Origin of the sequence: Virgisporangium aliadipatigenens, assembly GCF_016863615.1 — a bacterium.
Taxonomy (GTDB): domain Bacteria; phylum Actinomycetota; class Actinomycetes; order Mycobacteriales; family Micromonosporaceae; genus Virgisporangium; species Virgisporangium aliadipatigenens.
Map to the genome: position 1 here is coordinate 297396 of NZ_BOPF01000008.1, position 23197 is coordinate 320592.

The window sequence follows — 23197 nt, forward strand, 5'->3', positions numbered from 1 at the left end:
GCGCCTCGGTCGCGCCCGTCGATGCCGGCCCGCCGGGCGGCGCCCGCGGCGGTCTGCCATCGACGGCAGCGACCTCCTCCGCCGATCCGGCCGCCGCCGTCCGCGAACGCCTCCGGGCCATGCTCGACGGCGCCTCGGCCGGTCAGCCGTCGGCGTCCGCAAGAGGCTCCGGCGGTCCCGGCGGTTCCGGGGCGAAGGCCGACGCGCCGCGGCGACGCCGTTCGGGGGCCCGCCGGGGCGGTGCCGCCGACCCGTGGGCCGACGACGCGGCGGCGGAGCGCCCCACCCGTGCGCGGCGCCGCAAGAGCGGCACCCCGGATTCCCCGACGGAATGGGCGCCGGACGCATTCATATCCGCAGCGGATTCCACCGGGGACGCGCCGGATTCCGTCGACGATTCACCGGAGAATGGGCGTCCGGGAAGGCGACGGCGCGGGGCGGCCGGTTCGAATTACGGTTCCGAATACGACGGCGACGGTTCGGGAAAGCGCACTCGCGGTAAGCGGCGGGCCGCCGAGGAGGCCACCGGCGATCGTGCCCGCCGGCAGGCGCCGCCGCCCGATCCGGCGAGCGCGGCCCGCGAGATCTGCCTGCGGCTGCTCTCCGTCCGGCCGCGGACGCGGGTCGAGCTGGACGCGGCGCTGCGCAGGCGCGGGGTCGAGGACCACGTGATCGCCGAGGTGCTGGAGCGGTACGCCGACGTCGGCATGATCGACGATGCGGCGTTCGCGAAGGCGTGGGTCACCAGCCGGCACCACAGCAAGGGCCTCGCCAAACGCGCGCTCGCCGGCGAATTGCGCCGCAAGGGCGTGACGGACGACGAGAGCGGCGCGGCGCTGGAGCAGCTGGACGACGAGACCGAGGAGGCGACCGCCCGCGAACTCGTCGCGCGGCGGCTGAAGCAGGAGCGGGCCGCGCAGCGGCGCCCACGGCGTTCCCCCGGGGAAGGCGACGGGGACGACGACCCGGCGGCGCTCCGCAAAGCGCAGGAGGCGCTGATCCGGCGGCTCGTCGGGATGCTCGCGCGCAAGGGGTATCCGGCGGGAATGGCCTTCCGCATCGTGAAGGACGCGCTCTCCGAGGAGATCGACAACGCTGAGACGGTGGAGCTTCTCGACCCTGATGTTTTCGGCGCCGAGGAAGCAGACTTCGATCAACTCCGATCATGAGTCCTTGACCGAACGGGTCCGGACAACCTAGCCTCGGCGTTACCGGATGGAGACAGCACAACCACCGCGGGTTTACCGCACAACATAGATCGCATTACGGAAAGACATCAATTTCGGGCCCGTTGGCGACGGGTCCGCATTACCGGTCGGCGGCCCGTCGACCGGTTCCCGGCATACCGTCGGACGCACGGATACCGCGTTCGGCACGTCGGGATTTGTGCTGCCGCGCAAACGTGCGTCTCCAGGTACCGGTACGTGCGCCGAACTCCGGCGTACGTCGGGAGGAGGCGACGATGAACCCGGTGGAGATACTGCTCGCCGGTGCCGTTGTTCTCCTGGCGGTGCTCGTGTTCGGCGCACTCGTCTTCGGGATCAAGCTGCTGCGCACCCTGTCGTCCCCGGCACCGGCCGGCGTTCCGACGGGCGAGCCGGCGCTGGCGACCCGGACCGCGACCGCACCCGCCGCCCCCTCGGTCGACCAGTCCACGATGGACACGCTGCGGCTCGCCGCGGACGAGGCGGTCGCGACCGCCGACGAGGCACGGGCGGCCGCCGCTGCCGCCCGCACGGAGGCCGCCGCCGCGAAGGCCGAGGCGAAGGCCGCCCGCGAGGAGGCGCGGCGCATCCTCGCCGAGGCGCGCAGCGAGTCCGACGTGATCCTCGACAAGGCGCACAAGCAGGCCGAGCAGGACGCCGCGCAGGCGCGCGCCTCCGCCCGCAAGGCCGGCGAACGCGAGATCGCCCAGCTGACCACCGCCGCCAAGGAGCAGGCGCAGGACGCCGACCGTCGCCAGCACCGCCTCGACGAGCGCGAACGCCTCCTCACCGCCGAGGCCGAACGCCTCGCCGAGCGCGACCGGCGGATCAGTGCCGCCGAGACCGACCTGGCCGCCCGCGAGGCCGCCTACGCCGAGCGCGATCAGGCGCTGGCCGAGGCGGAGGAGGTGCGCCGCCGCGAGCTCGAACGGATCGCCGGCCTCACCGCCGACACCGCCCGCTCGGAGCTGGTCGAGTCGATCGAGACGCAGGCGAAGCGCGAGGCGGCGCTGCTCGTTCGCGACATCGAGAACGACGCCCGTTCGACGGCGGAGACCCGGGCGCGGCACATCGTGGTCGACGCGATCCAGCGGGTGGCGAGCGAGCAGACGGCGGAGAGCGTCGTCAGCGTCCTGCACCTGCCCAGCGACGAGATGAAGGGCCGGATCATCGGCCGCGAGGGCCGCAACATCCGCGCGTTCGAGTCCGTCACCGGCGTCAACCTGATCATCGACGACACACCCGAGGCGGTGTTGCTGTCGTGTTTTGATCCGGTCCGGCGCGAGATCGGCCGGCTCACCCTCGAGAAGCTGGTGCTGGACGGGCGGATCCACCCGCACCGCATCGAGGAGGTCTTCGACCAGGCACGCCACGAGGTCGAACGCCTCTGCCTCCGCTCCGCCGAGGACGCCCTGGTCGAGGTGGGCATCACCGACCTGCACCCGGAGCTGGTGACCCTGCTCGGCCGGCTGCGCTACCGCACCTCCTACGGCCAGAACGTCCTCAAGCACCTCGTCGAGACCGCGCACATCGCCGGGATCATGGCGGCCGAGCTGCACGTCGACCCGACGCTGATCAAGCGGTGCGCGTTCCTGCACGACATCGGCAAGGCGCTCACGCACGAGGTCGAGGGCAGTCACGCGCTCATCGGCGCCGATCTGGCCCGCAAGTTCGGCGAGCACGAGGATGTCGTGCACGCCATCGAGGCGCACCACAACGAGGTGCCGCCGCAGACGATCGAAGCCGTTCTGACGCAGGCGTCCGACGCGTGTTCGGGCGGCCGTCCCGGTGCGCGCCGGGAGAGCCTGGAGGCCTACGTCAAGCGCCTCGAACGGATCGAGGAGATCGCGGGCACCAAGGGCGGCGTGGACAAGGTGTTCGCCATGCAGGCCGGTCGGGAGATCCGCGTGATGGTGCGACCCGACGACGTCGACGACATCGGGGCCGCCGTGCTGGCGCGCGACGTGGCGAAGCAGATCGAGGAGGAGCTGACCTACCCGGGCCAGATCCGCGTGACGGTCGTCCGCGAATCCCGCGTCACCGAGATCGCCCGCTGATCCGCGCGACGGATCTTGACGAGCGGTAGCTCATGTAGGTCAACTCGTTCGAGAACACGCGTGAGCGACCGCCCGTCAAGATCTGCGAGGGCTACTTGGCGATCAGCTTCTCGCCGTTGATCTGGCCGTCCTTCACCTTGAACGCCCACACCGTCGACGTGGTGGCATCGAGGTCGCCCTTGTCGGTGAACTTGATCCGGTGCGACACACCCGCCTTGTCGTATGAATCCACGTAGCTCTCCACGTCGGCCCGCGTCGCCTTGCCCGCGGCCATCGCGTTGAGCAGCACGTTCGCGGCGTCGTACGCCTCCGGCGCGTTGTAGCCGGTCGCGTTGAACCGCTTCTTGTAGTCCTCGCCGAAGTTCTCACCCGCCTCCGACGGCGGCACGCACGGGCACGTGATGACCACGCCCTCCGCGTTCTCCTTGCCGGCCTTTTCGACGAACGAGGAGCGGAAGATCCGGTCCCAACCAATGATCTTGATGTCCTTGCGGGCCGCGCGTACCTGCTTCACGAACTCGCCGCCGGCCACCGAGTAGCCGAGGTAGTAGACCGCGTCCGCCGTCGCCGAGGTGATCTGGTTGACGATGCCGCCGAAGTCGGTCTGGTTCGTCTCGATGTCGGCCCGGCCGACGAACGCCGTGTTGAGCTTCAGCCGCGCCTCGGCGGCCATGTCCAGCGTCCGGTCGTCCTTGTCGGCGACCACGAAGACCTTCCGCGCCCGGAAATCGTTCAGCAGGTAGCGGACCGCCGCCTCGTTCTGGTCCGCGTCCGATGCCACAGTCCGGTGGAACGACTTGTACTTGCCGCTGAACTCCGACATCGACAGAGCGGGGGAGATCACCGGAATGCCGGCGGCGTCGAGGATCGGCAGCACCCGCTCCGCCTCGTCCAACCAGAACGGCCCCACCACGCCCAGGATCTTGGGATCAGCGGTGATCTCATTGGCCAGCCGCGCAGCGGTCTCGGCCTCGCCCTTCGTGTCGAACTCCTGCAGCGACGCCGCGCATCCCGAGTGTTCCCGGTTGAACTTGTCGATCGCCATCTGAACGCCGTTGCGCGCGGCCTCGCTGTCGGCCTTGGCGTCCCCGCTCAGCACACCGAGGTAAGCGATCTTGTAGCCGCACGCCGGAGAGGCCGCCACGGGCACGGACGGCCCGGGCTTCTTCGGATCGGGATCCCGCGACAGGTAGATGCCGCCGCCGATGAGCAGCGCCAGCACCACGACACCGGCGGTGACCCCGGCCCACAGCTTCCCCCGCGAACGGCCTCGCTCCGGCGGCACCGCCGGCCCACCCGGCGCACCGGCCGGCCAGTTGGCGGTAGCCGGACCCGACTGCACGGGCACGGCACCGGTCACCCCCGTCCGCGCGAACGGATGCGTCGGAACCGCCCCGGTCGCCGCCCCGGACACGACCCCCGCCGGCCCCGACACCGGAACGCCACCCGCCGGCCCGGACACCGGCCGGAGCGGCCCGCCCGGACCTACCGCGCTCACGCCCTGCGGACCCGTCGTCTGCCCCGGAACCGGCACCGTCGGCTGCTGCCCGGTGATCGGCTGCTGCCCAGGAATCGGCTGACCGCCGACCTGCTGCCCGAGAACTGGCGCACCACTGACCTGCTGCCCGGGGATCGGCGGGCCGGAGATCTGCGGCCCCATGGCATGAGCCCCGGTGACCTGCGGCCCCGTGACCTGAGGGCCGGTGACCTGCGGCCCGATCTGGCCGGCGGCGTACGGCCCGGCCGGCATCGGGATGACGATGTGCTGGCCGGTCGTGGGGTCGATGCCCTGCTGGCCCTGCTGCGGCCAGGTCGGGAAGCCCGGAGTCAGCCCCTGCGCAGGTTGGCCGGGGGCCGCCATGGCACCCGTCTGAGGAGCACCACCCTGAGCGGGAACTCCCGGCACGCCGCCGGTCGGCACGGCACCCGGCTGTCCAGCGACTCCGGCCGCCCCCGCACCGCCGGCCTGACCGCCGACTCCACCCTGCTGCCCGACGCCCTGCTGTCCGACGCCGCCGGCCTGGCCGATGACGCCCGGCTGCCCGGCGCTGCCCTGCTGTCCGACGCCGGCCGGCTGGCCGCCGGTCTGCCCGAGGGCGCCCGGTTGTCCCGCGCCGCCCGCCGGCCCGACACCGGGCTGCGCCGCCGCACCCGTCACGCCGCCCTGCCCGCCTGCGCCCGGCTGGCCGAAAGCTCCTGACTGATCCGCCGCGCTCGGCTGGCCCGGGATCGCGGGCTGGCCGCCGGGGTAGCCCGGCTGGCCGGGCACACCGGGCTGACCGAACGCTCCGATCTGCACGGTCGCTTCGGACTGGCCCGCCCCCTGCGCCGGAATCCCCGGCTGCCCGTACTGGCCGACTCCCGCCGCACCGGGCGCGCCGACGCCGGGCTGACCCGCCGCTCCGGGCTGCGCCGAAACGCCGGCCTGCCCCGGTGCGCCGGCCGCGCCACCCTGCCCGCCGTACCCCGCCTGTCCCACGCCCCCGGGCTGGCCGGCTACGGCCTGCCCCGGTACGCCCTGCGCGCCTGCCGCTGCGCCGTATCCCGGCTGCCCGGGCACTGCGGGCGATCCCGGCTGCGCGCCGTATCCAGCCTGTCCCGGTATGCCTTGTGCGCCGCCCGCTCCGCCGTATCCGGCCTGCCCTGGCATGCCTTGTGCGCTGGCCGCTGCGCCGTATCCCGGCTGCGCGGGCACTCCGCCGGGCCCGCCGGTTGTGGGCTGTCCGGGCACTGCGGGCGATCCCGGCTGCGCGCCGTATCCGGCCTGCCCCGGTACGCCCTGCGCGCCGGCCGCTCCGCCGTATCCCGGCTGCCCGGCCACTCCGCCCGCTCCCGCGACTCCAGGCTGTCCGGGCACCGCCGGCGATCCCGGCTGCGCGCCGTACCCCGGCTGCCCAGGCACACCACCCTGTCCCGGCTGCCCGGCACCGACCACCCCCGGCGATCCGGGCACAGCCGGCGACCCCGGCCGCCCGTATCCGGGATGTCCGGGAACGGCCGGCGATCCGGGAGTTCCCACGGATCCGGCTTGAGCGGGATAAGCCGACGGCGTCCCGCCGGGAAGTCCGTAGCCCGGCGCGGCCCCGGAGACCGGCGGCCCCGAGACGGGATAGCCGGAAGGCGGCGCGGAAACCGGCGGCCCGGCGATGCCGGGCCGGACACCGGGCGGGGCCGAGACGGGCGGCCCCGAGACGGCCATCGGCGGCGCGGAGACCGGCGGCCCGGACACCGGACCGCCGGCGGGCCCCGACACCGGGGCGATCGGGTTCGGCCCGCCCGCGATGGAGCCGCCCGGGCCGACGATCGCGCGTCCGGCCCGGGGCGCCAACTGGAGGGCACCCTCGGCGACGACGAGTTCGGGTTGCTCGATGGCGGTGGGCGCCATGCCGAAGCCGCGGTGCAGCAGTGTCGCGGCGAGCGGGATCCGGCTGGAGCCGCCGACGAGGAAGATCGCCGCGACCTGGCGGATGTTCAGGCCGGCGGAGGAGACGGCGAGCTGCGTGGAGGTGACGGTGCGGTCGAGGATGGGGCGGGCGAGCTGTTCGAGCTGTTCGCGCCCGAGCGGAACGCTGTCGTTGACCAGCGGCACGTGGATGTACGTCGTCGCGGCCCGACTGAGCGTCTCCTTCGCCTGGCGGGCGTCCTCCCAGAGCTGCCACGCGGCGCGGCGATCGCTGTCGTCGGCCGGCTGGGACAGGCGCCGCCACTCCTCCGGTGCGCTGGTGGCGAGCTGCTGGCCGAGGTATCCGACGATGGCGGCGTCGACGTCGAGCCCACCGGCGTCGGTCAGCCCTTCGGTCGCGAGCACGTCGAAACCGCCGCCGGCGGTGCGGCGAACGACGGTGGCGTCGAACGTTCCGGCGCCGAAGTCGTAAACCACCGCGTGGCCGTTGATCGGGAGGTGCGCGCCGACCGTGCCGACGAAGTAGGAGGCGGCGGCGACGGGCTCGGCGACGAGCAGCGGAGCGGGCAGTCCGGCACCGACGGCCGCCCGGCTCAACGCGTCGCGGCGCTGGGCGCCCCACGCGGCGGGGTGGGTGATGGTGACGTTGGTCGGGCGGGTGTTGGCGACCCGCTGCGCCTCGGTGACGACCCGGCGCAGCACGGTGGCGATGAGTTCCGTGGAGGGGATCTCGCGTTCGCCGAGATAGACGGTGGTCTCGTCGATACGCCGTTTGGGATACGGCTCGAACCGGTGCGGATGCAGCCGCGCGGAGTGGACGGCGTCGCGTCCGGCGAGGATGTTTCCGTCTTCGGCGACGTAGACGGCCGAGGGCAGAAGCTGGGCACCGTCGAACAGCAGCGCCTTGGTCCGGCCGTCGGGCCAGCGGATCACGGCAACGGTGTTGGAGGTCCCGAAATCGATGCTGAGACGGAAGCCGTTGTCCACCACCCCGGCAGCGTAAACAAGCGATGCAAGCCTGCAAACCCGGTGATGCGTACGGCAAACGGCAAAACCATAACGGGCCACCCCGTTCGGAGTGGCCCGTTGGTAGATCAATCGTCGGTTTTCGGTGGTCCGCCGACCGGTGCCGGTTGGACCGCGACGGCGCCGGGCATTTCACCCGACAATGCCGCGGGCGGTGCCGCTCTGCCGCCGGGGGCCTTCCGGCCACGGGCCAGCCGCCGCTGCGTGTAGGACGCGAGCTTGGACAGCAGGTAGTTCGCCAGAATGAAGATCGCGCCGACCACGACGAACGTCTGGATCGGGTTGTGCAGCGCCGGAATGATCGTCGTGTTGCTGATCCGCAGCGCCTCCTCGTAGGTGATGATGAACCCGAGTGAGGTGTCCTTCAGCACCACGACCAGCTGGCTGATCAGCGCCGGCAACATGATCCGGTACGCCTGCGGCAGCAGGATCAGGCGGATCGACTGTCCGGTCGTGAGCCCGATGGCGTCGGCCGCCTCGCGCTGGCCCCCGGGGAGCCCTTCCATGCCGGAACGCAGGATCTCGCCGATGACCACCGAGTTGTAGATCGTGAGCCCGAGCACCAGGGCGCCGAGGTCGCCGCCGAGGTCGATCCCGAGCTTCGGCAGCAGCGCCCAGCAGAACACGATCGTCACGACGACCGGGATGCCGCGGAACACCTCGACGAAGAACCGGGTGATCACGTTGAGCGCGACAACCAGGAACCGGACACCGGCCACCCCGGGGAACCGGCGCCTGCTCAACGCCTTGAGCTGCACCCGCCAGATGGCGAGGAGCGTGCCGACGACGAGCGAGCAGACGATGGCGAGAACGGCCGCCTCGAGCGTGGCGAGGAAGCCCTCACCGAGGCGCTCCCACACCTGGTCGAAGACCGCGTTGGACGGGTCGAGGAGCGGCCCCCACAGCGCCTCGTCGAACTGCCCCTTCTCGTCCATCGGCAGGTACACGAAGAAGTACGCGCCGGCGATGACGAGAACGGCCGCGATCACGCTCGACACAATGGTGATCATCCGGGCCCGGGGCCCGGGGGCGTCGTACAGAACCGTCTGCTCGCTCATCTGTGCTCCCCGCTCAGCGCAGGCCGCCGCCCGGAGGCGCGGCCTTCCTTCCGCTCCGCAAGCTCCGCTCCCTCCAGGCCGCGCCGCGGCGTCGATCGCTCGCTCACGCCGCCGCCTCGCTTCGCTCCCCGGCGCCGCGAGACGCGAGCGCGCAGTGCTTCATGATTCGCTCCCGCAAGCGTCCGCGCTCTGCTTCCCGCTCAGCGCTCGCCGCCGCCCGGTGGTGCGGCCTTCCCTCCGCTGCGCTCCGGTCCAGGCCGCACCGCGGCGTCGATCCCTCGCTCATCGGGCCAGGGCTCCGTTCCGTTCGAGCCGGTCGAGCAGCAGGCCCAGCGGCATCGTGAGGATCAGGAAGCCGATGGAGACGCCGACGAAGACCGGCAGCACCGAGTAGCCCTGCTGGACGACGAGGTCGTAGCCGCTCTGCGACAGGTCGCCGACGAGGCCGAAGAAGCCGGCGATGGCGGAGTTCTTGATCATGGCGATGATGACGGTGCCGAGGGGTACCACCGCCGCCTTCCACGCCTGCGGGAGGATCACGTGCCGCAGGGTCTGGGTGAACGTCAGCCCGAGCGCCCGGGCCGCCTCCGCCTGGCCGGGGTTGACGGCGTTGACGCCGCTGCGGATGGCCTCACACACGAACGCGCCGGTGTAGACCGACAGCGCGACGATCGCGAACCGGAAGAACGGCAGGTCGATCGTGAGCCGGGTGAAGACCGCGTCGAGTCCCGGGATGCGCAGGAACGACGCGTCGAACCCGAGCGCGGTGGGCAGTCCCGACGCGGTGAAGAAGAAGATGATCGTCAGCGGGGAGTTACGGATCACCGTCACGTACGCCGTGCCGAGCCACCGCAGCGGCGGTACCGGGGAGATCCGCATGACCGCGACGATGGTGCCCAGGATCAGCGCCCCGATGGCGGACAGCACGACGACCTGCAGCGTGAGCAGGAAGCCGTCCCGGAAGACGCCGAAATTCTCGAACAACACACCCATGAGAGGTTGCCGCCTCCAGTCCTAGGCCCGCCCGGCGGTGTGGTGTGCACCGCCGGGCGGGACGGGGATGATCAGTACCGGTTGACGGCCGGCGGCGACGGGAGCTTGGCGTCCTTGATCTTGCCGGCGCTGTCCTGCCACGCCTTGGCGTAGCGACCGTCGGCGTACGCCTTCTCGAGCACGTCGTTGATCCAGTTACGGAACTTGGTGTCGTCCTTCTTGAGGCCGATGCCGTAGGGCTCCTTGGTGAACGTGTCACCGGCGAGCTTGAACTTGCCCTCGTTGGTCGAGATGAAGCCCAGCAGGATCACGTTGTCCGTCGTGACGGCGTCCACCTGCTTGCTGTTGATGGCGTCGATGCACTTCTGGTACGTGTCGAAGAGCACCAGCTGGGTGGCCTCGTTCTGCAGGTACTTCTTGATGTTGCCGGCCGGGGTCGAGTTGCTCACCGAGCAGACCTTCTTGCCGCCGGCCTTGAACGAGTCCGGGCCGGTGATGCCGGTCTCGTCGGCGCGCACCAGGATCGTCTGGCCGGCCTCGTAGTACGGGCCCGCGAAGCTGATCCGCTCTTTGCGCTTGTCGTTGATCGTGTAGGTCGCCACCACGATGTCGACCTTGTCCTGCTCGATGACCTGCTCACGCACGGTCGACGGCGCCTCGGAGTACTCGATCTGGTCGGCCGAGATGCCCAGTTCGGCCGCGACGATCTTGGCGATCTCCACGTCGAACCCGGCCGGCTTGCCGTCGAGGCCCTTGAGGCCGAAGCCCGGCTGGTCGAACTTGGTGCCCACGCGCAGCTTCTTGGCCTTGCTGAGCTTGTCCATGGTCGTGCCGGCCTCGAACGTCACGTCCTTCTTGACGTCGGGGCCGGAACCCGCGTCGTCGTCGTCCCCACCACAGGCGGAGACACCGCCGAGGGCCAGTACCGCGACCGCTGCGTACGCGGCCAGACGCTTCACGCGCATTGCTCTCCCTCCAAAGGAACCTGTCGCCAGAGGACAACGGGTCCGAGAATTTCAGTGGGTCAAAATCTTGGACAGGAAGTCCTTGGCCCGCTCGCTCTGCGGGTTGGTGAAGAACTCGTTCGGGGCGGCCTGCTCGACCAGCTGGCCGTCCGCCATGAAAACGACCCGGTTGGCAGCATGCCGGGCAAAACCCATCTCATGGGTCACCACGACCATCGTCATGCCCTCCCGGGCGAGCGACGTCATCACTTCGAGTACCTCGCCGACCATCTCCGGGTCGAGCGCGCTGGTCGGCTCGTCGAACAGCAGAGCCTTGGGCTGCATCGCGAGCGCCCGGGCGATCGCGGCGCGCTGCTGCTGCCCACCGGACAGCTGCGCGGGGTACTTGTCGGCCTGGTCCCTGATGCCGACGCGGTCGAGCAGCGCGAACGCCCGGTCGCGCGCCACGTCGGACTTCTCCTTGCGCACCTTGACCGGCCCGAGCATGACGTTCTCGAGGATGGTCTTGTGCGCGAACAGGTTGAACGACTGGAACACCATGCCGACCTCGCTGCGCAGGCGCGCCAGTGCCTTGCCCTCGGCCGGCAGCGGCCTGCCGTCGAACGTGATCGAGCCGGAGTTGATCGGCTCGAGCCGGTTGATCGTGCGGCACAGCGTGGACTTGCCCGAACCGGACGGGCCGATCACGACGACCACTTCGCCACGGTCGACCGCCACGTTGACCTCACGCAGCACGTGCAGCGAGCCGAACCACTTGTTCACGCCGTCGAGCACGATCAACGGATCGCCGGTCGGCGTCTCGGGCCCGGCCGCGGCTCCGGTCTCGTCCTTGTCGAGCGACGTCATGCGGTTCCGCCTCCTTCAGTTGTCCACGCGGATGGTCAAGAGCCTCAGTGGCCCGAACTCTAACGGCGGCGTGTCATGCGCAAAGACGGTGCGCGGTCACAGCACGGTAACGCTGGGGCTGCCGCGTAAGGTCCGGCTAGCGACAGCGGAAGAAGGCCGACAAGAGGAGCCACGGGTGCGCGTACTGATCACCAACGACGACGGGATCGACAGCCCCGGGCTGGTGGCCCTCGCCGGCGCCGCGCAGGACGTCGGGTGGGAGGTGCTCGTGGCCGCGCCGAGCCAGGAGTTCTCCGGGGCGAGTGCCGCGCTGACCGCCGTCGAGCGGGGCGGCCGGATCCTGACGCAGGCGCGTGAGCTGCCGGAACTTCCGGGCGTGCCGGCGTTCTCGGTCGCCGCGTCGCCGGCGTTCGTCGCGCTGATCGCGCTGCACGGTGCGCTCGGGCCGGTCCCGGACGTCGTTCTCTCCGGGGTCAATTTCGGGCCGAACGCGGGCCGCGCCGTCACCCATTCGGGCACGGTGGGAGCCGCGCTCACGGCCGCGCTGGACGGCCGGCGCGCGGCGGCGTTCTCGATCGGCCTGAGCATCCGGATGCGCCAGCAGCCGAAGTGGGAGACCGCCCGCGTGGTCGCCGCCGACCTGCTGCCGGTCGTGGCGGACCTGCCGCCCGGCGTGGTGCTCAACGTCAACGTGCCCGACCTGCCTTACGCGGACCTGCGCGGCGTGCGCCGCGGCGGCCTGGCGAACTTCGGCGCGGTGCAGTTCGGCGTGGTGGAACGGGACCCGGAGGGCTATGTCGGGATGCAGCTCACCGACACCGACGCCGAACTGGAGGCCGACTCGGACGAGTTCTGGATGCACCGCGGGTACGTCTCCGTGACGCCGATCCGGCCCGTCGCGGAGGCGCTCGACGTCGCCGTGCCGCTCGATGGGATAACCGTTGGCGGCGTTCCCGCGGTCGACGGCTACGCTGGTTAACCGTCATGAACGAGAACCCCCGCAGTTACGAGGTCCGCACCTTCGGCTGCCAGATGAATGTCCACGACTCCGAGCGTCTCGGTGGCCTGCTCGAAGCCGCGGGGTACGTGCGCGCGGCCGACGGGGACCAGCCGGACGTGGTGGTCTTCAACACGTGCGCCGTGCGCGAGAACGCCGACAACCGCCTCTACGGCAACCTCGGCCAGTTGCGCCCGACCAAGACGGCCAACCCCGGCATGCAGATCGCGGTCGGCGGCTGCCTGGCGCAGAAGGACCGCGGCGAGATCGTCAAGCGCGCCCCCTGGGTGGACGTCGTGTTCGGCACGCACAACATCGGCTCGCTGCCGGTCCTGCTCGAACGCGCCCGCCACAACGAGTCGGCCGAGGTCGAGATCCTGGAGTCGCTGGAGGTCTTCCCCTCCACGCTGCCGACCAAGCGCGACAGCCTCTACTCCGGCTGGGTGTCGATCTCCGTCGGGTGCAACAACTCGTGCACGTTCTGCATCGTGCCGGCGCTGCGCGGCAAGGAGAAGGACCGCCGCCCGGGAGACATCCTGGCCGAGGTGCAGGCGCTCGTCGCCGAGGGTGCGCTCGAGGTGACCCTGCTCGGCCAGAACGTCAACTCCTACGGCGTGGAGTTCGGTGACCGGCTGGCGTTCGGCAAGCTGCTGCGCGCCTGCGGTGACATCGACGGCCTCGAACGGGTGCGGTTCACCAGCCCGCATCCGCGGGACTTCACCGACGACGTGATCGCGGCGATGGCCGAGACGCCGAACGTCTGCCACTCGCTGCACATGCCCCTGCAGTCCGGCTCCGACGCCGTGTTGCGTGCGATGCGCCGTTCGTACCGTTCCGACAAGTATCTGGGGATCATCGAGAAGGTGCGGACGGCGATGCCGGACGCGGCCATCACCACCGACATCATCGTGGGTTTCCCCGGGGAGACGGACGCCGACTTCGAGGCGACGCTGGACGTGGTGCGGGCGGCGCGGTTCTCCAGCGCCTTCACCTTCCAGTACTCGAAGCGGCCCGGCACGCCGGCCGCGACGCTTGCGGGACAGGTCCCGAAGGCGGTCGTGCAGGAGCGCTACGACCGGCTGATCGCCACCCTCGAAGAGATCACCTGGGACGAGAACAAGCGCCTCGTGGGGCGCACGGTCGAGGTGCTCGCGGCGGTCGGCGAGGGGCGCAAGGACGCGGCGACGGGCCGCATGTCCGGGCGGGCCCGGGACGGCCGCCTGGTCCACTTCGCCACCGGCGACGCGAAGGTCCGCCCCGGTGACGTGGTCGAGACCGTGATCACCTACGCGGCCCCGCACCACCTCAACGCCGACGGCCCGCTGGTCTCCCACCGCCGGACCCGGGCGGGGGACCTGAGCGAGGCGCCGCCCGCGACCCCGGTCAAGGGCGTCCTGCTCGGCCTGCCGACGATCGGCCTCAAAGCCTAAGAGCTTCATTGCCACGGTCCGTCGCGGGCACGACCGCTGCTCCCGCGGCGGACCGCTCCGGCCCTGGGGGCCTCCGCTGCCAGGCCCGCGTACACAAGTAGTGGGGCCTTACGCAGGTCACCGAACCGGTTTGACCTGCGTAAGGCCCCACTACTTACGGCGCTCAGCCCGCGTGTTCGGCCAGGGCCAGGAAGCGGCGCTTGGACTCCAACGCCTGCTCCGCCTCCTTGATCCGGCGCTGGTCGCCGGCCGCCTGCGCGCGCGCCAGCCGCTGCTCGGCCTCGGCGACCTGCTCCCGCATCTGGGCCAGCAGCGGGTTGTCCTGCGGGGCCGTGCGGCGCCACGCGGCGTCCATCGCCGACTTGACCTTGTCCTCGACCGCGCGCAGCCGCCGGTCCAGCCCGCCGCCCGCGTCGCGGGGCAGCCGGCCGACGTCGTGCCACTGGCCCTGGATCTCGCGGAACTTCTGCTGCGCGGCCTTCGGGTCGGCGTCCACGTCGATCTGCTCGGCCTCGGCCAGCAGGGCCTGCTTGCGCTCGAGGTTGCCCTTCAGCTCCGCGTCCCGCGCCGAGAACGTCTCGCTGCGCCGGCTGAAGAACGCGTCCTGGGCCGCGCGGAAGCGTTCCCAGAGGCGCTGCTCGGACTCCTTGGAGGCGCGCGGCGCGGCCTTCCACTCGCCCATGAGCTGCTTGAGCCGGTCGGCGGTGGCGTTCCACTCGGAGGAGTCCGAGAGCGACTCGGCCTCGGCGACCAGCTCCTCCTTACGCGTCTGGGCCTGCTTGCGGGTCTGGTCGAGGGAGGCGAAGTGCGCACCCCGCCGGCGCGCGAACGCGTCACGCGCGGCCGCGTAGCGCTTCCACAGCTCCGAGTCGGTCTTCTTGTCGACCCCGCGAATGGTCTTCCACTCGTCGAGGATCTCCTTGAGCCGATCGCCCGCCGTCTTCCAGCCGGTCGACTCGGCGGCGATGTGCTCGGCCTCCTCGACCAGGGCGTTCTTGCGGGCCACGGCCTCGGCGCGGGCCGCCTCGCGCTCGGCCTTGGCCGCGCCGGCGCGTTCCTCGGCGGTGGTGGTCAGCTTGTCCAGCCGGGAGGCCAAACCGTCCAGGTCGCCCACGACGGCCGCGGTGTCCAGGCCGCCGCGCAGGCGCTTGATGCTGGTCAGCGTCGAACCGGCGTCGGCCGCTCCGCTGCCCAGCCGCGCCTCCAGCAGGTCGACCTCGATGACCAGGTCGGTGTACCGGCGCGCGTAGTGCGCCAGGCCCTCCTCGGGCGTACCGGCCTGCCACGAGCCGACCGCCCGTTCACCGGCGGCTGTCTTGACGTAGACCGTGCCGTCGGCGTCCACCCGGCCGAACCTCGTCGGGTCGCTCTCGCTCATGCCCATCCTCGTTTTCCCCGGGCGCCGGAGTGGATCGTCGATCGCACCCGGCGGCACCGCCATCGCACAGCATTGTTCCCCGCCCGGCATTCTCACAGGTCGGCCCCGGGCTACGTCGACCCGTCGCGCCCAATTCGTGACCTTCAGCAGCCTGACAATCCGATTCCTGTGCCCCGATACGGTGTGTCCGTGTCCCTCGTCGCCGCCGCCGTCTGCCCCCATCCGCCGCTGCTCGTGCCCGCTTTCGCCGGTGCGGCGGCCCCCGAGCTCGACGAGCTGCGGGCCGCGTGCCGTGCGGCGATCACGGTTTTGCTGGGCGGTTCCCCGGATCTGATTGTCGTCGTCGGGTGCGGTCCGGACGAGGCGAATCACCCGACCGGCGCGGTCGGGTCGTTCGCGCCGTGGGGGGTTCGGGAATTGGTGACCCTTGGGGCACCGTCGGGTGTCGTAGACCCGACACTGCCGCTGAGCCTTTCGGTGGGGGCGTGGCTGCTCGGTTCGCCACCCTGTCCGGTGATCGGTCGGTCACTGCCCGCCGGCACGCCGCCGGAGCGCTGCGCCGCCGTCGGCGCGTCGATCGCGGCCTCGGCGGCGTCCGTCGGGCTCCTCGTGATGGGCGACGGTTCCACCTGCCGCACCGAGAAGGCGCCCGGGTACCTCGACCCGCGCGCGGCCCCCTTCGACGCCGCCGTCTCCGCCGCGCTCTCCCGGGGGAACGTCGCCGAGCTGGCCGCCATCGACCCCGTGCTGGCGGACGAGCTGCACTGTTCGGGCCGGGCGCCGTGGCAGGTGCTCGCGGGCGCGGCCGGCGACGCGGCGCCCCCGCGGCGCACGGTGCACTACGACGACGCGCCCTACGGCGTGGCCTACCTCGTGGCGAGCTGGGGATGAGGGGCGTGACCCGGGTGGTGGGGGTGGTGGGCCCGACCGCCGCCGGCAAGACCGCGCTCAGCCTCGACCTCGCCCACGCGCTCGACGGCGAGGTGGTCAACGTCGACTCGATGCAGCTCTACCGCGGCATGGACATCGGCACCGCCAAGCTGCGCGAGTCCGAACGGCGCGGCGTGCCGCACCACGTTCTCGACGTGTGGGACGTGACGGAGCCGGCCAGCGTGGCCGAGTACCAGCGGCTGGCGCGGGCCGCGGTCGACGACATCGCCGCCCGGGGGCGCACACCGCTGCTGGTCGGCGGGAGCGGGCTCTATCTGCGGGCCGTGCTGGAGGACTTCGAGTTCCCCGGGACCGATCCGGGACTGCGCGCGGACCTGGAGGCCCAGCTCGCACAGGTCGGCCCCGCGGCCCTGCACGAAAGGCTGGCGGCGGCGGACCCAGAGGCGGCCGGGCGGATCCTGCCCTCCAACGGCCGCCGCATCGTGCGCGCGCTGGAGGTCGTGACGCTGACCGGGCGGCCGTTCACCGCGTCGCTGCCGGACCCGACGCCGGTGTACCCGGCGGTGCTCATCGGCGTCGACCGCGACACCCCCGACCTCGACGAACGCGTCGCCCGACGGGTCGACACCATGTGGGACGAGGGGCTTGTCGACGAGGTGCGCGCCCTGCTGAAGGTGGGCCTGCGGGAGGGCCGCACGGCCGGCCGCGCCCTCGGATACCAGCAGGTCATCGCCCTGCTGGACGGCGAGTGCGACGACGCGGCCGCGCGGGCCGAGACCGTGCGGGCGACGCGGCGCTTCGTGCGTCGGCAGCGCTCGTGGTTCCGCCGGGACCCCTCGGTACGCTGGATCGACGCGGCCCGGCCGGACCTGGCGGACGCCGCGCTGGCGATCGTCCGGGAGGGCTGAATGCGGTTCACGAAGGGCCACGGCACGGGCAACGACTTCGTGATCCTGCCCGATCTCGACGGCGCCCTGGACCTGACGCCCGAGCGGGTCGCCGCCCTCTGCGACCGCCGGCGCGGGATCGGTGCCGACGGCGTGCTGCGGGTCGTGCGTTCGGCCGCCGCGACGGACGCGCCCGAGGGGCCGGAGTTCTTCATGGACTACCGCAACTCCGACGGTTCGCTCGCCGAGATGTGCGGCAACGGCGCCCGGGTGTTCGTGCGCTACCTGCTGGAGCAGGGGCTGGCCGGCGGGTCGAAGCTGGAGTTCGGGTCGCGGGCGGGTGTCATCACGGCGGTGGCCGACGGGGACGAGATCGCCGTGGCGATGCGCCGGCCGGCGATCGTGGGGCAGAGCAGCGCGATGCTGGGCGCCCTGCAACTGGCCGGCCAGGCGGTCGACATCGGCAACCCGCACCTGGTGTGCCGGGTGCCGGACGTCGACATCGTCGACCTGCGCGACGCCCCGCGCTTCGACGCGGCGTTCTTCCCGGCCGGGGTCAACGTCGAGGTGATCTCCGGCGACGCGTCGCTGACTCGCATGCGCGTGTACGAACGCGGTTCGGGCGAGACGCTCTCCTGCGGCACCGGTGCGTGCGCCGTGGCCGCCGTGGTGCTCGGCGGCGCGGACGGCACGGTGCCGGTGGAGGTTCCCGGGGGCCGGCTGACGATCACGATCGAGCCGGACCGCTGCTGGCTGGCCGGCCCGGCGGTCCTGGTCGCGCACGGCGACGTGCTGATCTAGGTCGCCACCATCGAGGACTGTTCCGGCGCCAGCCAGCGGTAGCCCGAGGCCTGTTCGGCGAACCAGCCGTTGAGGCTCGCCAGCCCGCGCGCGTTGACCTGCCCGTCGTGGATCGGGAACACCTGCCGCGCGTCCACGGCTCTTACGAAGTCCAGCGCCTCGGCGGTCTTCAGCCACGACCCCTGCACCGGTGCGAGCAGCGTGTCGACCCGCTGCGCCGGAACGTGCAGCGCGTCCCCCGGGTGGTAGAGCGCGTCCTCGACGAGGTACCCGAGGTTGGGGCAGTCCGGCTGCCCGTCGTAGACCGTGGCGTGCCGACCGCCCAACGCCCGCACCCGGAACCCGGCCGCCGTGAAGTCCTCGCCGACATGCACTCGCCGCACGGTCAGCCGCGGGATCTCCGCCTCGGCGGGCGCGTACACCGGCACCCCGAGCCCGATCAGCCGCAGCAGGTCCAGGTGATCGGAGTGCGCGTGCGTGACCAGAACGGCGTCCGCCCCGCGCAGCGCGTGCGGTTCGCTCCACGTGCCGGGGTCGATGACCACGACCCGGTCGTCCGCCTCCAGACGCACACAGGCGTGGGTGTACTTCGTGATCCGCACCGGCGTTCCCCCTCCATCGGCCCTTGGCAATGTATAAAACGGTCGACCCGCTGGCGCAGCCGATCTACGATCGTCGGCGTAACCAGGACAGCTACTCGTCGGGAGCACGCGTGACGCACAACGCCGGCACCACCGCGCGACACAGGTCGTGCGGCGCCGTCGTGCCGCGTTCGCACCGACGGAGTAGGTCCCGGTTGGCAGGCGCGGTCGGCCGGTCCGGATAGCGGTGCTTCTCCAGCACGGCTGCCACCGCCCCGTCCGTGGGACGTTCGGTTGTGAGCTGTGGGGAGGAGGACCCGATGACCGGGGTTCTTGTTATCAACGCGGACCTGGGTCCGCTGCACCGGGTGAGCCTCCGGCACGCCGTCCGGATGCTGCTGCGTCAGGTCGCGGTGGTGCACGAGGCCGAGCCCGACCGCCTCATCGGCGTGTACCCGCTGCCCAAGGTGGTGCGGCTGGTCAGCTACGTCGTGACGCGGTGGCGCTACACCCGCGGACCGTCCTGGTCGCGGCCGGGCGTGATGGTGCGCGACAACCGGTGCTGCGCCTACTGCGGCCGCGAGGCCGACACCATCGACCACGTTCTGCCGCGCTCGCGCGGGGGCGGCAACACCTGGTTGAACACCGTCGCCGCCTGCTACGCGTGCAACCAGCGCAAGGGTGACCGGACGCCGAGTGAGGCCCGGATGCCGCTGCGCCACAAGCCCGTCGTTCCCACCTGGTCGCTCGTCGGCCGCTGACCTTCTCCCCGTCGGACTGCTCCTCGAAGCGGCAGTTCCGGCGGGGAGAATGCGTCTGTGCGAGTGGGGATCGTGATTCTGGCCGACCAGCCGTGGGCGGTGGCGCGCGAGCGGTGGCGGCGTGCGGAGGCGTACGGGTTCCACCACGGCTGGACGTACGACCACCTCGGCTGGCGGGACCTGGTCGACGGGCCGTGGTTCGACGCGGTGCCGACGCTGACCGCGGCCGCCACGGTCACCTCCACGATGCGGTTGGGCACCCTCGTGGCGTCGCCGCACTTCCGGCACCCCGTGCACTTCGCGCGGGAGGTGACGGCGCTCGACGACATCTCCGGCGGGCGGGTCACGCTCGGCGTCGGGGCGGGCGGGCTCGCCGGGTTCGACAACGACGTGCTGGGCGTGCCGCCGCTGTCGGCGAAGCGGCGGGCCGACCGGTACGTGGAGTTCGTGGAACTGCTGGACGCACTTCTCACGCGCGGGCGGGTCGATCATCGGGGGGAGTGGTACACGGCCGTCGACGCGCGTTCCTCCCCCGGCTGCGTGCAGCACCCGCGGGTGCCGTTCCTGGTGGCGGCCAACGGGCCGCGCACGATGCGGCTCGCCGCCCGGCTCGGGCAGGGCTGGGTCACCAGCGGCGCCGGCGGCTCGTCGTGGGACGACTGGTGGCGCGGCGTGGGGGAGTTGTCGGCGCGCTTCAGCGACATCCTCGCCGCCGCCGGTCGCGATCCGTCCACAGTGGAACGTCACCTCTCCGTCGACGCCGCGCCCGTGTTCTCACTCTCCGGTGTGGACTGTTTCGTGGACGCGCTCGGGCGGGCGCGCGAGTGCGGGTTCACCGATCTGATCACGCACTGGCCCCGCGAGTCGAGTTGGTACGCCGGCGACGAGTCCGTCCTGGAACGGGTCGCCGCCGACGTCCTCCCGACGTTATGAGTCGGCCTTCGGCGGGGCCTCGCCCCGGGCGATCGCGCGGACGGCCGCGGCGACCGCCGTCGACACGCGCGCGTCGAAGACGCTGGGGACGATCACCGTCGGGTTGATCTTGTCCTCGCCCACGGTGTCCGCGATGGCCCGCGCCGCGGCCACGCCCATCTCGTCCGTGTACGCCCGGGCGTGCCCGTCCAGCATCCCGCGGAACACGCCCGGGAACGCCAGCACGTTGTTGATCTGGTTGGGCTGGTCCGAACGCCCGGTGGCCACCACGGCCGCGTGCTCGCGCGCCTCCCGCGGGTCGATCTCCGGGTCCGGGTTGGCCAGCGCGAAGACGATCGGATCCTTCGCCATCGTGGCGATGTCGTCCCCGACGAGCAGGTTGGGCGCGCTCACCCCGATGAACACGTCCGCGCCGCGCAGCACCGTGCGCAGGTCACCGGTGCGCGCCTCGCGGTTGGTGTTGTCGGCGAGCCACTGCCAGTCCGCGTTGAGCCCCGGCATGCCGCGGTGCAGCGCGCCCGCGCGGTCCACCGCCACCACGTCACCCACGCCCTCGCGCAGCAGCAGCTTGACGATGGCCGTGCCGGCCGCACCGGCGCCGCAGACCACCACCCGCACGTCGGCCAACGGCTTGCCGACGCACCGCAGCGCGTTGGTCAGCGCGGCCAGAACGACGATCGCCGTGCCGTGCTGATCGTCGTGGAACACCGGAATGTCCAGCATTTCCCGCAGCCGGGCCTCGATCTCGAAGCAGCGCGGCGCGGCGATGTCCTCCAGGTTGATCCCGCCGTAGGCGGGCGCGATCGCCTTGACGACCTGGATGATCTCCTCGGTGTCCTGCGTGTCCAGCACCACCGGCCACGCGTCCACCCCGGCGAACCGCTTGAACAGCGCCGCCTTGCCCTCCATGACCGGCAGCGAGGCGGCCGGCCCGAGGTTGCCCAGTCCCAGCACGGCCGAACCGTCGGAGACCACGGCCACCGTGTTGCGCTTGATGGTCAGCCGGCGCGCGTCCTCCGGCTTGTCGGCGATCGCCAGGCACACCCGCGCCACCCCGGGCGTGTACGCGCGGGACAGTTCGTCGCGGTTGCGCAGCGACACCTTGGAGTTCACCTCGATCTTGCCACCGAGGTGCAGCAGGAACGTCCGGTCGGAGACCTTGCGCACGTCGACGCCGGGAAGCTCCTCGAGAATGTCGACCACCTGGTCGGCGTGCGTGGTGTCCGCGGTGTCACAGGTCAGGTCGACCACCACCGAGACGGGGTCGGAGTCGACGACGTCGACGGCGGTGACGATCCCGCCCGCTTCACCCACGGCGGTGGTGAGCCGCCCGATGGCGGCGGCGTCGGCGGGCACCGACACCCGGACGGTGATGGAGAAGCCGGCACTCGGAAGCCGACGTGTGGTCATGATCGCTCCACTCGACGATGAGGGGTTCTCCCGGGCGGACCCGGGCGAGAACTGCGCTTCTATCCTGGCGCACGCCTCCGGCGGCCTGAATGCGGATGCGCTGGGTAGGTCTGGCGTGTCACGATCGAAGCTCTGGAGGGCATCTTGCGACTTACTGAACAGCACGTCCCCGTCACCGACGACGACCTGGACACGAGCACCGGCGGTTTCGACCTCGAGGAGCGCAACGCGCTGCGGCGGGTCGCCGGCCTCTCGACCGAGCTCACCGACGTCACCGAGGTCGAATACCGGCAGCTCCGCCTGGAGCGGGTGGTCCTCGTCGGCGTCTGGACCGAGGGGACCGTGACCGACGCGGAAAACTCCCTCGCCGAGTTGGCGGCGCTGGCCGACACGGCCGGTGCGCAGGTGCTCGACGGGCTGATCCAGCGGCGCCAGCGCCCCGACCCGGCCACCTTCATCGGCCGCGGCAAGGTCGGCGACCTGCGCTCGGTCGTCGTCTCCACCGGCGCCGACACCGTCATCTGCGACGGCGAGCTGTCGCCGAGCCAGCTGCGCAGCCTGGAAAACGAGACCAAGGTCAAGGTCATCGACCGGGTGGCGCTGATCCTGGACATCTTCGCCCAGCACGCGAAGAGCAAGGAAGGTAAGGCCCAGGTCGAGCTGGCCCAGCTGCAGTACCTGATGCCGCGGCTGCGCGGCTGGGGCGAGGCGATGAGCCGCCAGGCCGGTGGTAGCGCCGGCGGCAACGGCGGCGTGGGCCTGCGCGGCCCCGGTGAGACCAAGCTCGAGGTGGATCGCCGGCGCATCCGTACCCGCATCGCGCGCCTGCGCCGTCAGATCGCCGACATGGAGCAGATGCGCCGCACCAAGCGCAGCGGCCGCCGGCGCAACTCCGTTCCCAGCGTCGCCATCGCCGGGTACACCAACGCCGGCAAGTCGAGTCTGCTCAACCGGCTCACCGGTGCCGGAGTACTGGTGGAAAACGCACTCTTCGCGACCCTGGACACCACGACCCGGCAGGCGCGCACCGCCGAGGGGCGGCAGTACACGCTCTCGGACACGGTCGGGTTCGTCCGGCACCTGCCGCACCAGTTGGTCGAGGCGTTCCGCTCGACGCTCGAGGAGGTGGCCGAGGCCGACCTCGTCGTGCACGTCGTCGACGGTTCGCATCCGGACCCGGAGCAGCAGGTCAGCTCGGTGCACGAGGTGCTCGCCGACGTCAGCGCCGACAAGGTTCCCGAGCTGCTCGTCATCAACAAGGCCGACGCGGCCGACGAGGAGACCGTCCTGCGGCTCAAGCGGCTGTGGCCCACGGCCGTGTTCGTCTCCGCGCGCACCGGCCTGGGCGTCGACGAGCTGCGCGCCGCCATCGAGGAACGCCTCCCGTGGCCGGCCGTCGAGGTGCAGGTGTGCGTCCCGTACGACCGAGGCGACCTCATCGCCCGGACCCACCGGCGGGGCGAGGTGCTGTCGACCGAGCACACCGAGGGCGGCACCGTCCTGCGGGCGCGGGTCGACGAGGGGCTCGCGGCGGAGCTGGCGCCGTTTGCGTGGGAGCCGCAACACGCCGAGTGA

General features: G+C 71.7%; 19 protein-coding genes. 10 read left to right on the forward strand and 9 right to left on the reverse strand.

Features of this window, described 5'->3' with window-relative positions:
* Positions 1-350 precede the first annotated feature (350 nt).
* Together Val02_RS48660 and rny are read left to right on the forward strand one after the other, a co-directional pair.
* Positions 351-1169 carry a regulatory protein RecX gene (locus tag Val02_RS48660; RefSeq protein WP_203899518.1) on the forward strand — a complete coding sequence of 273 codons (819 nt, stop codon included), beginning with the start codon at positions 351-353 and terminating at the stop codon, positions 1167-1169.
* A 293-nt stretch (positions 1170-1462) separates the two neighbouring features.
* Positions 1463-3262 (forward strand): ribonuclease Y, encoded by a 1800-nt coding sequence (gene rny / locus Val02_RS14030; protein ID WP_203899458.1) that lies wholly within the window; start codon positions 1463-1465, stop codon positions 3260-3262.
* A gap of 91 nt (positions 3263-3353) precedes the next feature.
* Here rny and Val02_RS14035 read toward each other — a convergent pair whose 3' ends face one another.
* The 5 genes from Val02_RS14035 to Val02_RS14055 form a co-directional block, all read right to left on the reverse strand.
* Positions 3354-7655: an ABC transporter substrate-binding protein gene (locus Val02_RS14035; RefSeq protein ID WP_203899459.1), complete on the reverse strand. Its 4302-nt coding sequence runs from the start codon at positions 7653-7655 to the stop codon at positions 3354-3356.
* Positions 7656-7759: 104 nt separating this feature from the next.
* Positions 7760-8749 (reverse strand): amino acid ABC transporter permease, encoded by a 990-nt coding sequence (locus tag Val02_RS14040; RefSeq protein ID WP_203899460.1) that lies wholly within the window; start codon positions 8747-8749, stop codon positions 7760-7762.
* Between the two features lie 282 nt (positions 8750-9031).
* Positions 9032-9742 (reverse strand): amino acid ABC transporter permease, encoded by a 711-nt coding sequence (locus Val02_RS14045; RefSeq protein ID WP_203899461.1) that lies wholly within the window; start codon positions 9740-9742, stop codon positions 9032-9034.
* Between the two features lie 71 nt (positions 9743-9813).
* Positions 9814-10707, reverse strand: a complete 894-nt coding sequence (locus Val02_RS14050; protein WP_203899462.1) for a glutamate ABC transporter substrate-binding protein — start codon at positions 10705-10707, stop codon at positions 9814-9816.
* 51 nt (positions 10708-10758) lie between these two features.
* Positions 10759-11553: an amino acid ABC transporter ATP-binding protein gene (locus Val02_RS14055; RefSeq protein WP_203899463.1), complete on the reverse strand. Its 795-nt coding sequence runs from the start codon at positions 11551-11553 to the stop codon at positions 10759-10761.
* A gap of 175 nt (positions 11554-11728) precedes the next feature.
* Between Val02_RS14055 and surE the strand changes: the two genes are divergently transcribed.
* Together surE and miaB are read left to right on the forward strand one after the other, a co-directional pair.
* Positions 11729-12532 carry a 5'/3'-nucleotidase SurE gene (surE, locus tag Val02_RS14060; protein ID WP_239152860.1) on the forward strand — a complete coding sequence of 268 codons (804 nt, stop codon included), beginning with the start codon at positions 11729-11731 and terminating at the stop codon, positions 12530-12532.
* 5 nt (positions 12533-12537) lie between these two features.
* Positions 12538-13980: a tRNA (N6-isopentenyl adenosine(37)-C2)-methylthiotransferase MiaB gene (miaB, locus tag Val02_RS14065; protein WP_203899464.1), complete on the forward strand. Its 1443-nt coding sequence runs from the start codon at positions 12538-12540 to the stop codon at positions 13978-13980.
* A 163-nt stretch (positions 13981-14143) separates the two neighbouring features.
* On the opposite strand, the gene Val02_RS14070 is transcribed toward miaB, so the two are convergent.
* A complete protein-coding gene (locus Val02_RS14070; RefSeq protein ID WP_203899465.1) occupies positions 14144-15358 on the reverse strand; it encodes a DUF349 domain-containing protein in 1215 nt (404 codons plus the stop codon).
* A 189-nt stretch (positions 15359-15547) separates the two neighbouring features.
* On the opposite strand from Val02_RS14070, the gene Val02_RS14075 reads away from it, so the two are divergent.
* From Val02_RS14075 to dapF, 3 genes are read left to right on the forward strand one after another with little or no spacing between them, the layout of a single operon-like run.
* Positions 15548-16249, forward strand: coding sequence for a class III extradiol dioxygenase subunit B-like domain-containing protein (locus tag Val02_RS14075; protein ID WP_203899466.1), 702 nt, complete (start codon positions 15548-15550; stop codon positions 16247-16249).
* Positions 16246-17157 carry a tRNA (adenosine(37)-N6)-dimethylallyltransferase MiaA gene (miaA, locus tag Val02_RS14080; RefSeq protein ID WP_203899467.1) on the forward strand — a complete coding sequence of 304 codons (912 nt, stop codon included), beginning with the start codon at positions 16246-16248 and terminating at the stop codon, positions 17155-17157. The genes Val02_RS14075 and miaA overlap by 4 nt, the downstream gene beginning before the upstream one ends.
* Entirely contained in the window at positions 17158-17937 is a 780-nt protein-coding gene (gene dapF, locus Val02_RS14085) for a diaminopimelate epimerase (RefSeq protein ID WP_203899468.1), read from the forward strand.
* Here dapF and Val02_RS14090 read toward each other — a convergent pair.
* Positions 17934-18539 carry an MBL fold metallo-hydrolase gene (locus tag Val02_RS14090; protein ID WP_203899469.1) on the reverse strand — a complete coding sequence of 202 codons (606 nt, stop codon included), beginning with the start codon at positions 18537-18539 and terminating at the stop codon, positions 17934-17936. The genes dapF and Val02_RS14090 overlap by 4 nt on opposite strands.
* Before the next feature lie 91 nt (positions 18540-18630).
* Complete coding sequence (locus tag Val02_RS14095; RefSeq protein ID WP_203899470.1) at positions 18631-18789, reverse strand: hypothetical protein; 159 nt, start codon at positions 18787-18789, stop codon at positions 18631-18633.
* Between the two features lie 49 nt (positions 18790-18838).
* Here Val02_RS14095 and Val02_RS14100 point away from each other — a divergent pair, with 49 nt between their 5' ends.
* Together Val02_RS14100 and Val02_RS14105 are read left to right on the forward strand one after the other, a co-directional pair.
* Positions 18839-19279, forward strand: coding sequence for an HNH endonuclease (locus tag Val02_RS14100; protein WP_203899471.1), 441 nt, complete (start codon positions 18839-18841; stop codon positions 19277-19279).
* Between the two features lie 57 nt (positions 19280-19336).
* Positions 19337-20212 carry an LLM class flavin-dependent oxidoreductase gene (locus tag Val02_RS14105; RefSeq protein ID WP_203899472.1) on the forward strand — a complete coding sequence of 292 codons (876 nt, stop codon included), beginning with the start codon at positions 19337-19339 and terminating at the stop codon, positions 20210-20212.
* Here Val02_RS14105 and Val02_RS14110 read toward each other — a convergent pair.
* Positions 20207-21622, reverse strand: coding sequence for an NAD-dependent malic enzyme (locus tag Val02_RS14110; protein WP_203899473.1), 1416 nt, complete (start codon positions 21620-21622; stop codon positions 20207-20209). The two genes, Val02_RS14105 and Val02_RS14110, sit on opposite strands and share 6 nt — an antisense overlap.
* A gap of 144 nt (positions 21623-21766) precedes the next feature.
* On the opposite strand from Val02_RS14110, the gene hflX reads away from it, so the two are divergent.
* Positions 21767-23197 carry a GTPase HflX gene (hflX, locus tag Val02_RS14115; RefSeq protein WP_203899474.1) on the forward strand — a complete coding sequence of 477 codons (1431 nt, stop codon included), beginning with the start codon at positions 21767-21769 and terminating at the stop codon, positions 23195-23197.

Coding starts and splice junctions, on each gene's coding strand:
- rny (WP_203899458.1), top strand. CDS start 1,463: ATGAACCCGGTGGAGATACTGCTCGCCGGTGCCGTTGTTCTCCTGGCG.
- Val02_RS14040 (WP_203899460.1), bottom strand. CDS start 8,749: ATGAGCGAGCAGACGGTTCTGTACGACGCCCCCGGGCCCCGGGCCCGG.
- Val02_RS14045 (WP_203899461.1), bottom strand. CDS start 9,742: ATGGGTGTGTTGTTCGAGAATTTCGGCGTCTTCCGGGACGGCTTCCTG.
- Val02_RS14050 (WP_203899462.1), bottom strand. CDS start 10,707: ATGCGCGTGAAGCGTCTGGCCGCGTACGCAGCGGTCGCGGTACTGGCC.
- Val02_RS14055 (WP_203899463.1), bottom strand. CDS start 11,553: ATGACGTCGCTCGACAAGGACGAGACCGGAGCCGCGGCCGGGCCCGAG.
- miaB (WP_203899464.1), top strand. CDS start 12,538: ATGAACGAGAACCCCCGCAGTTACGAGGTCCGCACCTTCGGCTGCCAG.
- Val02_RS14070 (WP_203899465.1), bottom strand. CDS start 15,358: ATGAGCGAGAGCGACCCGACGAGGTTCGGCCGGGTGGACGCCGACGGC.
- miaA (WP_203899467.1), top strand. CDS start 16,246: ATGAGGGGCGTGACCCGGGTGGTGGGGGTGGTGGGCCCGACCGCCGCC.
- dapF (WP_203899468.1), top strand. CDS start 17,158: ATGCGGTTCACGAAGGGCCACGGCACGGGCAACGACTTCGTGATCCTG.
- Val02_RS14100 (WP_203899471.1), top strand. CDS start 18,839: ATGACCGGGGTTCTTGTTATCAACGCGGACCTGGGTCCGCTGCACCGG.
- Val02_RS14110 (WP_203899473.1), bottom strand. CDS start 21,622: ATGACCACACGTCGGCTTCCGAGTGCCGGCTTCTCCATCACCGTCCGG.